This is a genomic window from Maricaulis sp. (genome assembly GCF_017642925.1).
Lineage (GTDB): Bacteria > Pseudomonadota > Alphaproteobacteria > Caulobacterales > Maricaulaceae > Maricaulis.
In genome coordinates this window covers 24448-40247 of the sequence record NZ_JAEPOL010000009.1, presented here as the reverse complement: position 1 = coordinate 40247, position 15800 = coordinate 24448, and the positions used below count along the sequence as shown (strand labels likewise).

The 15800-nt window shown below is 64.6% G+C and carries 15 protein-coding genes; 14 read left to right on the top strand and 1 reads right to left on the bottom strand.

Annotated features, from left to right (window positions below; translation table 11 throughout):
- Positions 1-33: 33 nt before the first annotated feature.
- The 4 genes from JJ918_RS08815 to ccmI are packed head-to-tail and all read left to right on the top strand — an operon-like array spanning position 34 to position 3861.
- A complete protein-coding gene (locus tag JJ918_RS08815; protein WP_291885979.1) occupies positions 34-2022 on the top strand; it encodes a heme lyase CcmF/NrfE family subunit in 1989 nt (662 codons plus the stop codon).
- Positions 2019-2561 carry a DsbE family thiol:disulfide interchange protein gene (locus JJ918_RS08810; protein ID WP_291885976.1) on the top strand — a complete coding sequence of 181 codons (543 nt, stop codon included), beginning with the start codon at positions 2019-2021 and terminating at the stop codon, positions 2559-2561. Before JJ918_RS08815 ends, JJ918_RS08810 begins: the two co-directional genes overlap by 4 nt.
- Complete coding sequence (locus tag JJ918_RS08805; RefSeq protein WP_291885973.1) at positions 2558-3031, top strand: cytochrome c-type biogenesis protein; 474 nt, start codon at positions 2558-2560, stop codon at positions 3029-3031. Before JJ918_RS08810 ends, JJ918_RS08805 begins: the two co-directional genes overlap by 4 nt.
- Positions 3028-3861, top strand: coding sequence for a c-type cytochrome biogenesis protein CcmI (gene ccmI / locus JJ918_RS08800; protein WP_291885970.1), 834 nt, complete (start codon positions 3028-3030; stop codon positions 3859-3861). Before JJ918_RS08805 ends, ccmI begins: the two co-directional genes overlap by 4 nt.
- On the opposite strand, the gene JJ918_RS08795 is transcribed toward ccmI, so the two are convergent.
- Complete coding sequence (locus JJ918_RS08795; protein WP_291885967.1) at positions 3858-4109, bottom strand: hypothetical protein; 252 nt, start codon at positions 4107-4109, stop codon at positions 3858-3860. The genes ccmI and JJ918_RS08795 overlap by 4 nt on opposite strands.
- Positions 4110-4367: 258 nt before the next feature.
- Between JJ918_RS08795 and JJ918_RS08790 the strand changes: the two genes are divergently transcribed.
- From JJ918_RS08790 to JJ918_RS08745, 10 genes are all read left to right on the top strand, one after another.
- Positions 4368-5969, top strand: a complete 1602-nt coding sequence (locus JJ918_RS08790) for an ATP-binding protein (protein ID WP_291885965.1) — start codon at positions 4368-4370, stop codon at positions 5967-5969.
- A gap of 107 nt (positions 5970-6076) precedes the next feature.
- Positions 6077-6985 (top strand): acyl-CoA desaturase, encoded by a 909-nt coding sequence (locus tag JJ918_RS08785; RefSeq protein ID WP_291885962.1) that lies wholly within the window; start codon positions 6077-6079, stop codon positions 6983-6985.
- Between the two features lie 206 nt (positions 6986-7191).
- Complete coding sequence (locus JJ918_RS08780) at positions 7192-8358, top strand: acyl-CoA dehydrogenase family protein (RefSeq protein WP_291885959.1); 1167 nt, start codon at positions 7192-7194, stop codon at positions 8356-8358.
- 26 nt (positions 8359-8384) lie between these two features.
- A complete protein-coding gene (locus tag JJ918_RS08775) occupies positions 8385-9524 on the top strand; it encodes an acyl-CoA dehydrogenase family protein (RefSeq protein ID WP_291885957.1) in 1140 nt (379 codons plus the stop codon).
- A 23-nt stretch (positions 9525-9547) separates the two neighbouring features.
- Positions 9548-10342, top strand: coding sequence for an SDR family oxidoreductase (locus tag JJ918_RS08770; protein ID WP_271185460.1), 795 nt, complete (start codon positions 9548-9550; stop codon positions 10340-10342).
- 48 nt (positions 10343-10390) lie between these two features.
- The gene (locus JJ918_RS08765; protein WP_367277682.1) at positions 10391-11629 is read left to right on the top strand and encodes an acyl-CoA dehydrogenase family protein; all 1239 of its coding nucleotides are present in this window, start codon (positions 10391-10393) and stop codon (positions 11627-11629) included.
- A gap of 2 nt (positions 11630-11631) precedes the next feature.
- A complete protein-coding gene (locus JJ918_RS08760; RefSeq protein ID WP_291885950.1) occupies positions 11632-13344 on the top strand; it encodes a class I adenylate-forming enzyme family protein in 1713 nt (570 codons plus the stop codon).
- Positions 13344-13805 (top strand): MaoC family dehydratase, encoded by a 462-nt coding sequence (locus tag JJ918_RS08755; protein WP_291885947.1) that lies wholly within the window; start codon positions 13344-13346, stop codon positions 13803-13805. Before JJ918_RS08760 ends, JJ918_RS08755 begins: the two co-directional genes overlap by 1 nt.
- A 30-nt stretch (positions 13806-13835) precedes the next feature.
- Positions 13836-14756 carry an SDR family NAD(P)-dependent oxidoreductase gene (locus JJ918_RS08750; RefSeq protein WP_291885944.1) on the top strand — a complete coding sequence of 307 codons (921 nt, stop codon included), beginning with the start codon at positions 13836-13838 and terminating at the stop codon, positions 14754-14756.
- Between the two features lie 37 nt (positions 14757-14793).
- Entirely contained in the window at positions 14794-15768 is a 975-nt protein-coding gene (locus JJ918_RS08745; protein ID WP_291885941.1) for an NADPH:quinone oxidoreductase family protein, read from the top strand.
- The last annotated feature ends 32 nt before the right edge of the window (positions 15769-15800 follow it).

Genomic DNA, 15800 nt, shown 5'->3' with positions numbered 1-15800 from the left:
GACCTTTTGCCATTCCCGTAACACCTCCCCGGCATGATTGCTGAACTCGGGCAGTTTGCCCTGATCCTGGCCTTTGCGGTGGCGCTGGCCCAATCCGTCCTGACTTTCATCGGGCTGCGCACCGCAGACCCGGCCATTCACGGTTTCGCGCGCGCCGGATCGATCGCGCAATTCGTGCTGATGCTGACGGCCTTTGCCTGTCTGACGGTGCTGTTTGCCGTGTCGGACTTTTCCGTCCTGGTGGTCGCCGAGAACTCGCACACCGACAAGCCCTTCCTCTACAAGCTGACCGGTGTGTGGGGGAATCATGAAGGCTCGATGCTGCTCTGGGGCCTGATCCTGACGGCCTACACGGCGGCTCTGGCCCTGTCGGCGAAACCGGTCGAGGCGCGGCTGGTCTCGCTGACCTTTGCCGTCCAGTCGCTGGTGACGGCGGCGTTCACGGCCTTTCTGTTGTTCACCTCCAACCCGTTCGCGCGGCTCTGGCCGTCTCCGATGAACGGGCAGGATCTCAACCCGCTGCTGCAGGACCCCGGTCTCGCCTCGCACCCGCCCATGCTCTACGCCGGCTATGTCGGCTTCTCGATCACTTTCTCCTTCGCCGTGGCGGCGCTGATCGAAGGGCGGGTCGATGCGCGCTGGGCGCGGATCGTGCGGCCCTGGGCGCTGGCGGCCTGGAGCTTCCTGACGGTCGGTATCGCACTGGGTGCGGCCTGGGCCTATTACGAGCTGGGCTGGGGCGGCTGGTGGGCCTGGGACCCGGTCGAGAACGCCTCGCTGATGCCCTGGCTGGCCGGCACGGCCTTCATCCACTCGCTGCGCGTGATGGAAAAGCGCGACACGCTGAAAGCCTGGACGATCCTGCTGGCGCTGATGACGTTTTCCCTGTCGCTGGCCGGGACCTTCCTGGTGCGCTCCGGCGTGCTGACCTCGGTCCACGCCTTCGCGGTCGACCCGGAACGCGGCGTCTTCATCCTAGGCATATTGATCGCGGTGATCGGCGGGTCGCTGGCGCTTTACGGGTTGCGGGCCTCGCACCTCAAGCCGACCGGCGTGTTCTCCGAAGTCAGCCGCGAAAGCACGCTGCTGATCAATAATCTCTTCATCGGTGCGGCCTGCGCGCTGGTCTTTTTCGGCACCTTCTATCCGCTCTTCATCACGACGGTTTCCGACGAAACGATCACCGTCGGTGCGCCCTTCTTCAACGCGACGTTCAACCCGATGATGGGCGTGTTGTTCATCCTGGTTCCGGTGTCGGGCATGCTGGCCTGGAAGCGCGGCAAGCTGAAACCGGTGCTGCGCAAGCTGATGCCGGCCCTGGTCGCAGCCCTGGCGGCGGGCGTGCTGGCGCTGTGGATCGCCGACCGCACCCGGATCGCCGGCGCGCTGGGCACGGCGCTGGCCATGTGGGTGGGGATTGGCGTGCTGATCGATATCGCCCAGCGTCTCAAGCTCGGCGATATCCCGCTGAAAGCCTCGCTGTCCCGGGCGATGAACCTGCCGCTGGGTATCTGGGGCATGGCGGTGGCGCATTTCGGTCTCGCCATCACGGTCTTTGCGATTACCGGCGTCAGCGCCTGGAAGCAGGAGACGAGCGCCTTCCTGATGCCGGGGCAGAGCCTGCAGATCGCCGGCTATACGGTCGAGCTCGACGATGTCCGACGCTTTGACGGTGCCAATTATGTGGCCGAGGAGGGGCGTTTTGCCATCTCCCGCGGGCAGCGCGATCTGGGCGAGCTGGTGGCCGAGCGCCGCTTCTATCCGGTGCGCCAGATGTCGACGACCGAGAGCGCGATCCGCACGCGCGGCACTGGCGATCTCTACATCTCCTTCGGCGAGCCCTCGCGTGAGCGCGGCTGGCCGGTGCATGTCTATATCTACCCCTTCGCGATGTGGCTGTGGATCGGCTCGGCGATCCTGACCCTGGGCGGTGTGCTGTCGATTGCCGATCGCGGCCGGCGATCCCTGACCGCACGAAAGACAGCGGACACGACCGATGCTGCGCGGGAGGTGACGTCATGAACCGGCTTTTCCTTTTCCTGCCGCTCGCCCTGTTCGCCGTGATGGCGGCCTATTTCGCTCTCGGGCTGCGCGAGAATCCGGGCGAGATCCCGTCCCAGCTGATCGATCGCGAACTGCCGGCCTTCGACCTGCCGCCGATCCAGGGGCACGTGACCGGACTGGCAAGTGCGGACCTGGCGGGCGAGGTGAGCCTGCTGAACGTATTCGGTTCCTGGTGTCCGCCCTGTGCGATTGAGCACCCGATGCTGATGCAGATCAGCCGTTCGGGCGTGGTGCCGATCTATGGCATCGACTGGAAGGACCCGCCGGGCGCCGGCACGCGCTGGCTCGAGCGTAACGGCAATCCCTACGTCCGCATCGGCAATGATGCCGAGGGCCGCGTGGCGATCGATCTGGGGATCACGGGCGCGCCGGAAACCTTCATCATCGACCGGGCCGGGCGCGTGCGCTACCGCCATGTCGGGGTGATCACGGAAGAGGTCTGGGACCGCACATTGCTGCCGCTGGTCGAACACCTGCAGGCGGAGGACATGCCATGAGGCAGATACTTGCCGCCATGCTCGCCGGACTGATGCTGGCCGGCAGCGCCCTTGCCTCGCCGGGGCCGGAAGAGCGTATGGAAGACGCCCAGCTGGAAGCCCGCGCGCGGGCGCTCTACGACCAGCTGCGCTGCGTCGTCTGCCAGAGCCAGAGCATCGACGATTCCAACGCGCCGCTCGCCGCCGATCTGCGTGCCGTTGTGCGCGAGCGTCTGCTGGCGGGTGACAGCGACGCCGAGGTGAAGGCCTATCTGCGGGACCGCTATGGCGATTATGTGCTGATGCTGCCGCCGGTGCAGGGCAATACGATCGCACTCTGGCTGTTCCCCCTCGTGGTGCTTGCTGGCGGCGGGATTGCCATCCTTGTCTTTGTGCGCGGCCAGCGCCGGGCGTTGGTGGCCGGTGACGATACGGGCGAGGGCGATGAGGCCCGTGCCCGCGCCCTCTCCGACGAGGAGGGCCTGTCATGATCTGGTTGCTCATTGCCGTGATCGCCACCCTGGTGGCGCTGGGCCTGATCCTGCCGGTCATGCGGCGCGAGACGGCGGATGCCGCGTCCGGGCTGAGCGTGTTTTCCGGCCAGCGCGAGGAGTTGCGCCGCGATGTGGATCTCGGCCTGATTGAGCCCGGCGAAGCGCGTGCTGCAGAGCTCGACATCCGCCGCCGCGAGCAGGCCGCGCTGGAGCGTTCCGGCGAGGTGGCGGCCAAGCCGAGCCCGCGGCTGCGTCTGGCGATCATCATTGCCAGCATGATTACCGTCATGGGGGCGGTGCTGATCTATATGCAGATCGGGTCGCCACAGCTCACAGGCCGGGCTGCGCCCGCGCCGATGGCGGACATTCCGGACGAGATGCAGGCCGTGCTGGATGAAGTCGATGCGCTCGCCGCCGACCTGATGGCCAATCCGGACGATCCGCGCGGCTGGGCAGTGCTGGGCCAGGCCTATCTCACGCTCGGACGGTTCGACGAAGCCGCGATTGCCTTCGAGAATGCGATCAACGGGGCTCCGGACAGCGCCTATCTGTTCGCATCCTTGGGCCAGGCTTATCTGTTTGCCGAAGGCGGCGAGATGTCACCGCGGGCACGCGAGGCGTTTTCGCGGGCGCTCGACATCGATCCGCAGGATGTCCGCGCACGCTTTTTCCTGGCCGAGGCGCTTTATCAGGATGGCGCGCGGGACGACGCCATCCAGGCATGGCAGACGATGCTGGACGAAGCGCCGGAAGACGCAGGCTACCGGTCAATGCTGGAAACGCGGATCCGGGAAGCGCAGGACGCGGCGGCGGCTGACGCCAACTAGCTGACGTCCCGTCCCGTATCGTCCTGGTTCAACCAGACATCCCGATCGGGGTGATCGCTCCGGGCAGGGCGGTCGTCTTCGCTGCGAGCCCATTTGACGAACAGGGCCAGTTGCCGCTCGGCTTCGAGGTAGACGTGATCCGGCACCGTTGTGCGCGCCGCGACATCGTCGCGCACGGATTGCGGAAAGCTCAGCGCCATCGCAGCGGCGCCGACAGTTCCGGCCAGAAGCAGCAATCCACCTTTCATATCGTCCCCCACAGGAATCGAACAAAGAGTATCCTTACGAAAACGTAAGAATGACGGCGGGTCTATCCCGAGAAACGATAAATCGAACAAATAACAACGAATTCCCGTCTCATCCCGCATCCGGTATGCAGACGCGACCGTTGGCCACACGCGGTCTAATAAAGCATCACTCCACACCGCTTCTGTTTTCGTGCTCGTTTGCTATCGTGTTGACGGGCAAGGATGTACGGCGGGTCCCGGATCTGTCGGGATAGTGTGATGGCAGAGTTCAAGACGGGCGTGCCGGCCGAGGCGCTTGCGCGAGCGCAGGCGCTGGTTCTGGCGCTGGTAAAAGACAGTGCGGATGCCGGCCGGGATCACGATCTGGCCGTTCGGCGCCTGTTGTCGCGCATTGTCGATTATTTCGGCGTTCAGGCCGGCTTTGTCAGCGAGATTTTCAACGGGATTGCAACGGTCGAGACGGTCGCGGGCGAGGCTGGCGAGATAGCCGCGGGCGCTACCGTGCCGATTGCCGGCGCGCCGTGCGAGCAATCCATGCAAAGCGACCGGCCCGTCGTGCTGATGCGGCCGGACGACGAAGCCGTGCTGGCGCGCCTGCCGGTTGATGGCTTGGCGACCTATATCGGAGCGCGCCTGCTGGCGGGCGGCCGGGTGCACGGAACGGTCTGCCTGGTCTCCCCTGAAATGCGCGCTGGCGGGTGCAGCGCGGTCGAACTGGGCGTGTTCGAGACGGCCGTGGCGCTGATCGGCCAGCATGTCGCGTTGCGGCGGGCAGACGAGCGGTATGATCTGGCCATGCGGGGCTCGAATGCCGGCTTCTGGTATCTCGACGTGCGGCGAGGCGAGGTGACCCTGTCGCCGCGCTTTCTCGAGATCATGGGGCTGGACGTCGCCATGACAAGCATCTCCCTGGACAGTTTCCTCTCCTATGTTCACCCGGACGACGAGGCGGCCGTGCAGGCCGCGATCGTGCGGCATTTCTCGGAGCCCGTGCCGTTTGATGTCGAACACCGCATGAATCGGCCGGACGGTCGCAGCGTCTGGGTGCATGCGCATGGCGATTCGCTGCGCGGGGCCGACGGGCGGCCGGTCCGGTTGGCGGGCTCGGCCCATGACATCACGGATCGCCGTGCCGCCGAGGAGATGGCCGCCGCGCATGCCGAGGCCCTGAAAGCCTCGAATGCCGAGCTGGAGCGCTTCGCCTATGTGGCTTCGCACGATCTCCAGGAACCCCTGCGCAAGGTTCGTGCTTTCGGTGATCTTCTGCATCGCGACTATTCCGACCGGCTCGATGCGCGCGGCCACAAACTGCTCGACACGATGATCGACGGGGCAGGGCGGATGCAAAAGCTGATCCAGGATCTGCTGAGCTATTCGCGGTCGGCCCATGTCGCGATGTCCCGGCAGGCACTGGACATGGAAAAGCTGGTTCTGGACGTGGCCAGCGATTTCGAGCTCGCGCTGGCCGAAACCGGTGGCACGATCTGCTGGGACCTGCCGGGCCGGCTGGTGGCCGATCCGGTGCTGATGCGTCAGCTTCTCGCCAACCTCATCGGCAATGCGGTGAAGTACCGCGACCCGAAACGGCCACAGCGGATCGAGTTGTCGCTGGTGAATGACGAGGCCGGGAATGCTGTTCTCAGCGTTCGCGACAATGGCATCGGGTTTCCGCCCGAGCACGCAACGCGCATTTTCGAGGTGTTCACCCGTTTGCATTCACGGGGCGATTATCCCGGCACGGGGGTCGGTCTGGCCCTTTGCCAGCGTATCGTCGAGCGTCATGGCGGACACATCTGGGCCGAGGGGCGGCCGGGCGAGGGCGCAGCCTTTCACGTCCATCTGCCGGCCACGGAGCAATAATTGAAAACCGCACTGCGGCCATTCCGAGATTGACCCGGCGCGCTGCAATGCAGACATTCCTCGCGACGAGTCCCTCCGGGGGCCCCATTTATCGATGAGTAGACCCCATGAATCTTGACCAGCGGATCCTTTCGCGTTCCGAGGCCATCCTGAAATCCTGGCGTACCCTGAACTGGGCCAGCGCCTTTTCCGCCTTCATCTATCCCGCGCTCGGCGTGGCGATGATGATCACCATGGTCGCGCTCGGCCTGGCGCTGAACGGGCTGACCCTGCACTGGTGGTATGCCCCGATCTGTCTGGCCGTGATCGGCCTGTCGATCTTCGTGTGCAATCAGGGCATCGGTCCGCTGCACCGGATCTGGCAGCACCGCGCCGGCGAGATCAAATGGCCGGCCCAGGTGATCATCATGTTCAACTGCATCCTGGCGATGCAGGGCTCCCTGAAGGACTGGGTGAACTACCACTCCCAGCACCACCGTTTTGCCGACAAGCCTGGCGATCCGCACAATCCGCTGGAAAGCAAGGCCTGGGCCTGGGTCGGCTGGATCCTGTGGCGCGACGAGAAGGACCTCGCCCGCCCGATGCCGCTTTGGCTCAAGGAAAACGCCGTCGTGCGCTTTGCCGACCGTTTCCACATCACCCTGTCGCTGGTGATGCACCTGATCATTCCCGCGATCATCTATCTCATCGTGGCGCTGAGCGGCGGTTCGCTGATTCTTACCGCTCTGCTGCATGCCAGCGCCGTGATCGGCCGCGCGATCCAGTTCCACGCCACAACGCTGGGCGTGAACGTCTATGGCCACATGAAGACGCCGAAATGGGTCGACTATCTGCTGGCGCTGCTGACCGGCGGCGAAGCGCTGCACGATCATCACCATGAGTTCCCGCAGTCCGCGCTGCACCTGCCGCGCAAGGGCATCTGGAACCGGATTGTCGACTATAACGGCACCATGCTTCTGGTCCTGCACCGGCTCGGGCTGGCCAAGAATCTGCAGATTGCACCGCAGTTTGCCTAGAGCGGTATCCTGTCGCTGAACGGAAGCCCCGGCCACACGGCCGGGGCTTTTTCGTATCCGGTTTCGCAGCTGCGTCGGATCTGGCCTGCGACCAATTTTCCCCTGAAATCGCCGCACAGCCCCATGGACGCCTTGCTGCAAGGGCGCTAACGTCTTCGCAAGTGCATCATACCGAATGCTCGAAAATGATCGATAAAGGGGAGAGCATGGCCGATCTAGACGCCTTCCGTGCCGATGTGAGGGATTGGCTCGAAGCCAATTGTCCCGAGGAAATGCGCCAGCCCATCCAGGACGAGGAAGATGTCGTCTGGGGCGGCAAGACGTTCAACTTCACCGAACCGCAAAAACTGTGGCTCGACCGGATGGCCGAAAAAGGCTGGACGGTTCCCGAATGGCCTGTGGAATATGGCGGGGGCGGTCTCGACAAGGCACATGCCAAGGTGCTGCGCGAGGAAATGCGCAAGATCGGCGCCCGTGCACCGGTCCAGTCTTTCGGAATCTGGATGCTCGGGCCGGCGCTTCTGAAGTACGGCACGCACGAGCAGAAGCTGGAACACCTGCCGAAGATCGCCCGCGGCGAGATCCGCTGGGCGCAGGGCTATTCCGAGCCGAATGCCGGTTCCGACCTCGCAGCGCTGATGACCAAGTGCGAGGACAAGGGCGACCATTATCTGGTCAACGGCCAGAAGATCTGGACCTCCTATGCCGACAAGGCCGACTGGATTTTCGTGCTGGTGAGGACCGATTTCCAGGCGCCCAAGCATGAAGGCATTTCCTTCATTCTGGTCGACATGGACCAGCCGGGCGTGACGACCAAACCGATCAAGCTGATCTCCGGCAAGTCGCCCTTCTGCGAGACCTTCTTCGACGATGCGCGGGCCGAGAAGCACAATCTGGTCGGCGAGCTGAACAAGGGCTGGACGGTCGCCAAATATCTCCTGACCCATGAGCGCGAGATGATCGGCGGCATGGGCTCCGGCGCGATGCGCCCGATGGGCGATGTCGCGGTGCAGCAGATCGGGCTGAACGAGCAGGGCATGCTGGCCGATCCGATCCTGCGCGCCGATGTGGTGCGGGCCGAGATCGACGGGCTCGCCTTCATGTCGACTATGGAACGCGTGGCCGACGAGGCCAAGGCGGGGCAGGGCGTCGGCGCCAATTCCTCGATGCTGAAATACTATGGCACCGAGCTGAACAAGCGCCGCATGGAGCTGATGATGGACAGCGCCGGTTCGTCCGGCCTGGAGTGGGATGCCGATGAGGATGTGGCCCGCATGTGGTTGCGCTCCAAGGGCAATTCCATCGAGGGCGGCACGTCGGAAGTGCAGCTCAACATCATCGCCAAGCGCATTCTCGAACTGCCGTCTGCTTGAGCCGGGCACCCAAGGAGTAAAACATCATGGCCATGGTGCTGAATGAAGAAGCCGGCATGCTGAAGGATGCCGCCCGGGGTTATCTCTCGACGAGTGCGCCGGTGAGTCAGCTGCGCAAACTGCGCGACAGCGGCTCGGAAGACGGATTTGACCGCAAGACCTGGGCCGACATGGCGGAAATGGGCTGGACCAGCGTGCTGGTGCCCGAAGCGCATGGCGGTGTGGAAATGGGTCATGTCGCGGCCGGCGTGATCGCCGAGGAAATGGGCCGTACGCTGACGGCGTCGCCCTATATCTCGACCGCCATCATGGGCGCGACGGCGCTGTCGCGTTTCGGATCGGACGGTCAGAAATCGGAATGGCTGCCGCGGATCGCGGCCGGCGAGGCGATCACCGCGCTCGCCGCCGACGAAGGCCGCAAGCACAATCCGTCCAGCGTGGCGGTGTCGGCCGAGCGTTCGGGCAATGGCTTCAAGCTGAACGGTCGCAAGACCTTCGTCGCCGAAGGTCATGTCGCTGACATGCTGATCGTGTCCGCCCGGACCGGTGGCAGCGAAAACGAGGCCGAGGGCATCACGCTCTTCCTGGTGCCGCGGGATGCCGCCGGTGTCACGGTGGAGCGCAAGGATACGGTCGACAGCCGTCATGCCGCCGACATCGTGCTCGACAATGTCGAAGTGACGGCCGACGCCGTTCTGGGCGAGGTCGACAATGGTCTGGGCGCGCTGGAAGCGGTTCTGGACGCGGGCCGGGCCGGCCTGTCGGCCGAGATGTCGGGCTCTGCCCAGCAATGCCTCGACAGCACGGTCGGCTATCTGAAGGAGCGCAAGCAGTTCGGCCAGATCATCGGCACCTTCCAGGCTCTGCAGCACCGCGCGGCGCACCTTTATTCCGAGGTCGAGCTGGGCAAGTCGATCGTGCTGAAAGCCCTGCAGACGCTCGATGCCGCGCCGGATCATGCGGCGATGATGGTCAGCGCGGCCAAGGCCAAGCTCGGCCAGGTCGCCCAGCTTGCCGCGCGTGAAGGCGTGCAGATGCATGGTGGTATGGGCATGACCGATGAATTCGACATCGGCTTCTACATGAAACGGGTCCGCGTGGCGGAGGCGCTCTACGGTGACGCCAATTACCACGCTGACAAGTTCGCCCGCATGCGGAAGTATTGAGGCCGGTCCACCGGGAGGACAAGATGGACTACACGAACAAGGTTGTCGCGATCACCGGTGGTGCGCGCGGCATCGGCCTCGCCATGGCGCAAGCCTTTCACGCCCGCGGCGCGAAGATCGCCCTGGCCGACCTTCAGGGCGCTGAAGAGGCGGCCCAGGCCTTCGGCGGGATCGGCGCGACGGTGGATGTGACCAAGGAAGCCGATATCGCGGCCTTTCTCGACCGCACCGAAGCCGAGCTCGGCCCGGTCGATATCTATGTCTCCAATGCCGGCATCCTGCGCGCCGATGCCCCCAGCTGGGATGCGGCAGGCGCGTCGGACAAGGACTGGCTGGACAGTTTCGAGGTCAATGTGATGGGCGCCGTGCGCGGTGCGCGCCAGGTCTGGCCGCGCATGAAGCCGCGCGGCGGCGGGGTGTTCATCCTGGTCGCTTCAGCGGCCGGTCTGCTCGCCCAGATCGGGGCCTCCTCCTACACCGCCAGCAAGCATGCCGCGGTCTCCTTCGCGGAGAGCCTGGCGATCACCCATGGCGATGACGGGTTGCAGGTCGTGTGCGTCTGCCCGCAGGCGGTCCGCACGGCCATGCTGGGTGAGAATTCCTCCGATGGCGGTATCGCCGGTGCCGATGGCGTGGTCGAGCCTTCCGATGTGGCGGCCGAAGCGATCGCGGCGATCGAGGAGAAGCGTTTTCTCGCCCTGCCGCACGCCAGTGTCGCCGGCTATGAGGCGGCTCGCGCGACCCAGCGTGACCGCTGGCTCGGCGGGATGCGGAAATTCCGCCGGATGATGGTTGCCGAGCGCGGCCGGCCGGTCTGACAATTCAACGAGAAACGACAACAGCTAGGACGATAAAGGGGAGTAATGATGGATCTGGGTATGACGGAGCGGGTACGTCCGCTGGTGGAACAGGTTCGCGCCATGGTGCGCGACGAGGTGATGCCGCTGGAAGCGGAGTATCACGCGGAGATCGGCAAGGCGGGTGACCGGTTCGCCTTTACGGACCGTCAGACCGAGATCCTGGAAAGCCTCAAGGCGAAGGCGCGCGAGCGCGGCCTGTGGAATTTCTGGCTGACCGGGTCCGACCGCGGCTACGGCCTCAGCACCGTTGAATATGCCTATCTTGCCGAGGAAATGGGCTGGTCCCACCTGGCCGCGGAAACCTTCAACTGCTCCGCGCCGGACACCGGCAATATGGAAGTCATCGAGCGCTACGGGAATGCCGAGCAGAAGAAGAAATGGCTGGAGCCGCTGCTCGAGGGCAAGATCCGCTCGGCCTATCTGATGACCGAGCCGGACGTCGCCTCCTCTGACGCCACCAATATCGCCTTCAAGGCCGAGCTGGATGGCGATGAGTGGGTGCTCAATGGCGAGAAATACTGGGCTTCCGGTGCCGGCGATCCGCGCTGTTCAATCTATGTCCTGATGACCAAGACCGAGGGTGATGATGCCCCGCGTCACGGCCGCCATTCGCAATTCCTCGTCGAGGCCGGCCTGCCGGGTATCGAGATCCTGCGTCCGATGACCGTGTTCGGCCATGACGATGCCCCGCACGGCCATATGCATATCAAGTTCACCAATGTTCGCGTGCCCAAGGATGCGCTGATCCTCGGCCGCGGCCGCGGTTTCGAGATCTCCCAGGGCCGCCTCGGGCCGGGCCGTATCCACCACTGCATGCGGGCTATCGGCCAGGCCGAGCGGGCGCTGGAACTCCTGTGCCGCCGCTCGGTTTCGCGCACGGCCTTCGGCCAGCCGCTGGCCAAGCTCGGCGCCAATCGCGACATCATTGCCGAACGCCGCATGGCGATCGAACAGGCACGCCTCCTGTGCCTCAAGGCGGCCTGGATGATGGACCAGGGCGACCCGCGCGCGGCTGCGCCCTGGATCTCCCAGATCAAGGTGATCGCACCGCGTGTCGCTCTGGATACCGTGGACGAGGCCATGCAGATGCATGGTGGTACGGGTATCTCCCAGGACACGCCGCTGGCCATGATGTTCACCGGCCTGCGCACGCTGCGCTTCGCTGACGGACCGGATGCTGTGCACCGCATGGTCATCGCCCGCAAGGAACTCAAGCGCTACGTCAACGAAACCCTGGAGGGCTGATCATGGCTCAGCGCAAGCAGGCGCCGGCCCGCGCGCAGCTGGAAGCGATTGCCCGCCAGATCACCCAGGCCGAGGAAGTCCTCAATGTTGGCGAAGCCGAGATTCTCGGTGTTCGCCAGCCGGCCTATGTGAATGCACCGGGCGATTTGCGCTTTCTGTTGATGAAGGCGATGGAGCACGCCGAGAAGGAAGGCGTGATCTTCGAGGATCAGCGCTGGACTTTCGGTGAACTGGTCGGCCGCTCCGTGGCCTTTGCCAACGCGCTGATCCAGCGTCACGGCGTGACACCCGGCACACGCATCGCCCTGGCGATGCGCAACTCGCCGGAATGGATGGCGGCCTTTCTCGGCATCATCGCCGCCGGCGGCGTCGTGGTGCCGCTCAATGGCTGGTGGACCAGCGAGGAGATGGGTTTCGGCCTGTCCGATTGCGGCGCCAGGATCGTCATCGCCGGTGCCCGGCAGATCGAGCGCTTGCGGCCCCACCAGGCGAGCCTGGGGCTCACCCTGATCTCCGGCCGCGGCGAGCTCGAGGATGTCGCCGACACGTTCGACGCCATGGTCGCAGCCTGTGCGGGACAAGAACCGCCGGCCATCGCCATCGATCCGGACAGCGATTTCGCCATCTTCTACACGTCGGGATCAACAGGCTCGCCCAAGGGCGCCGTGCTCACCCATCGCGGTGCGGTGACGACGATCCTGTCCTTTGCGCTCCTCGGCGCATCCCTGCGTCTGGCCAATAATGACGAGGACTTCACCGAAGGCGATCCGGGCGTGCTGGTTTGCCTGCCGCTCTTCCACTGCACCGGCTCGCATGCCGTTTTCCTGCTGTCGCTTTTCTCCGGCCGCAAGATGGTGCTGATGCGTAAATGGGATGCGGGTGAAGCAGTCGAGATCATCCAGCGCGAGAAGCTCACCGACATGGTGGGCGTGCCGACCATGTCGCACGAGCTGACACTGGAGGCCGAGCGCCGCGGCGTCACGCTGGACACGCTGCAGGGCATGGGCACGGGCGGTGCCAAACGTCCCGAGGCGCATGTCGAGAAGATCAACCAGGTCTTCCCCAAAGCCTGGTCGTCGTCCGGCTATGGTCTCACCGAGACCAATGCACTGGGCACATATAACGGCTATTCCGAATACCAGGCCAAGCCGGGCTCCTGCGGCCTGCCGCTGCCGGCCGTCACCTTCATCAAGACGGTCGACGAAGCCGGCAACGAGACCCCGGCCGGTGAGCCGGGCGAGGTGTGGATCAAGTCGCCGGCGGTGTTCCGCGGCTATCTCAACCAGCCGGAAGCGACCGCGGCCGTGCTGACCGAGGACCGCTGGTTCAAGACCGGCGATGTCGGGATTATCGACGAGGACGGTTTCCTGTTCATCGTCGACCGCATCAAGGACATGGTGATCCGCGGCGGTGAGAACGTCTCCTGCCTCGAGGTCGAGGGCGCGCTGGCCAAGCATCCGGACATTCTGGAAGCGGCCGTCATCGGTATTCCCGACGAGCGTCTGGGCGAACGCGTCGGCGCGGCGCTCCTGCTGCGTGACGGGGCGGAGCTTTCCGACCAGGACATCATCGACTTCCTGAAACCGCACCTGGCGGCTTTCAAGCTGCCGGATCGCATCTGGCGCATGGACGGACCGTTGCCGCGCGGCGGCACGAGCAAGATCGACAAGCCGGGCCTGCGCAAAATGCTGCTGAAAGACGAGGAGACTGCCTGATGCCGGTAATCAAGGCCGACACGCTGAAGGACCATATCGGACAGGAAATCGGCGTGTCCGACTGGATCGAGATCGACCAGTCGCGCATCGATGTCTTCGCCGATGTGACCGAAGACCATCAATTCATCCATATCGACCCGGAGCGCGCGGCGAAGGAAACGCCGTTCGGCGGCACGATCGCCCACGGCTTCCTGTCGCTGTCCATGCTGTCCGCGCTCGCCGCCAACACGACGCTGGTGCTCGACGGTATCGCGATGGGCATCAATTACGGCTTCGACAAGGTGCGCTTCCTCCAGCCGGTGCGGGCCGGAAAGAAGATCCGCGGCCGTTTCGTCCTGGAAGACGCCACCGAGCGCAATCCGGGGCAATGGATGCTGAAATACGCCGTCACCGTCGAGATCGAGGGTGAGGACAAGCCAGCCCTGATGGCGCACTGGCTGACCCTGCAGATCGTCGGCTGATCCGGACACGTTCAAGAGAAGAGACTGGTTATGAGTGAGATTCGTTACGACGGCCGCGTGGCCATTGTCACCGGCGCCGGCCTGGGGCTGGGCCGTTGCCACGCGATGGCGCTGGCGGCACGCGGTGCCAAAGTGGTGGTCAATGATCTGGGCGGTTCCGTGGATGGCACGGGCACCGGTTCGGCTGCGGAAGACGTGGCCAACGAGATCCGCGCTGCGGGCGGCGAGGCCATCTCGCACACCGCCAATGTCACCAAGGCCGACGAAGTCGCCGATATGGTCAAACAGGCCATGGACACCTGGGGCCGGGTCGACGTGCTGGTGAACAATGCCGGCATCCTGCGCGACAAGTCCTTCGCCAAGATGGACATTTCGGACTTCCAGACCGTGGTCGACGTGCACCTGATGGGCTCCGTCGTCTGCACCAAGGCGGTCTGGGACATCATGCGCGAGCAGAATTACGGCCGTATCGCGATGACCTCGTCCTCGTCCGGCCTCTACGGCAATTTCGGCCAGTCCAATTACGGCGCCGCCAAGATGGCTGTTGTGGGTTTCATGAACACGCTGCATCTGGAAGGCCAGAAGTACGACATCCGCGTCAACTGCCTGGCCCCGACTGCGGCGACGCGGATGACGGAAGGCCTGCTGCCGCCGGCCGCGCTCGAGCTGATGAAGCCGGACACCGTCTCGACGGGCCTCGTCTACCTCGTGTCCGAAGACGGTCCCTCGCGCACCATCCTGTGCGCCGGCGCCGGCGGTTTTGCCGCGACGAAAATCTACGAGACCGACGGCATCTATCTGCCGCCCGAAGAACTGACGCCGGAGAATGTCGCGGCGCAGTTCGATGCCATCAAGGATCCCGCCGCCCAGAAGGAATTCCAGGCCGGCGGTGAGCAGACGATCAAATTCCTGACCAAGGCGGCCGCCCATCACGGCGTGAAGCTCGGTTAGGTTTCAAACCCACACGAACAGTCCGGGGAGGACATCCATGAAAGCGCTCCTGTGCCGCGAATTCGGACCCGAAGCGAACATGAAGGTCGAGGAGATCGACGCGCCGGAACTCAAGCCGGGCCATGTCCTGGTCGATGTAAAGGCGGGCGGTCTCAACTTCCCGGACCTGTTGTGTGTGCGGGGTCAGTACCAGTTCAAGCCGGAACTGCCCTTCGTTCCCGGTACGGAAGGTGCTGGCGTGATCCGCGGGCTGGGCGAGGGCGTTGACGGTTTCACGGTCGGCGACCGCGTGATGTTCAATACGCCGACGGGCGCCTTTGCGGCCGAGGCCGTGCTGCCGGCGCCCGCCCTGACGAAGATCCCCGACAGCATGCCGTTCGAGGCTGCTGCAGGCCTGACCATCGTCTACGGCACCTCCTATCACGCGCTGAAACAGCGGGCCGAGCTGAAGCCGGGCCAGACCCTTCTCGTGCTCGGCGCTGCCGGCGGTGTCGGCCTGGCGACGGTGGAGCTGGGCAAGGCGATGGGCGCGAAGGTGATCGCGGCGGCCTCGTCGGACGAGAAGCTGGCCGTGTGCAAGGAGCACGGCGCGGACGAGCTGATCAATTACTCCACCGAGGACCTGAAGGTCCGCATCAAGGAACTGACCGGCGGCAAGGGTGTGGACGTGATCTACGATCCGGTCGGCGGCGAATACACCGAAGCAGCCTTCCGCGGCATCGCCTTCGGCGGCAAGCATCTGGTGATCGGTTTTGCGGCCGGCGACATCCCGAAACTCCCGCTCAACCTGCCGCTTCTGAAAGTGGCCAGCGTGGTCGGCGTGTTCTGGGGCGCCTGGGCCGGGGCGCTGCCGCAGGAGCACCGCAAGAACATGCAGGAGCTCTTCGACATGTTCGAAGCGGGCAAGATCAAGCCCTATGTGGCGGGCACCTACAAGCTCGAGGACTTCCTCGACGCCTTCAACTCGCTCTCCGGCCGCAAGGCGATCGGCAAGGTGGTGCTGGTTCCCTAGGGAAAGGCACGATTTTGCTCAACATGCTCCCC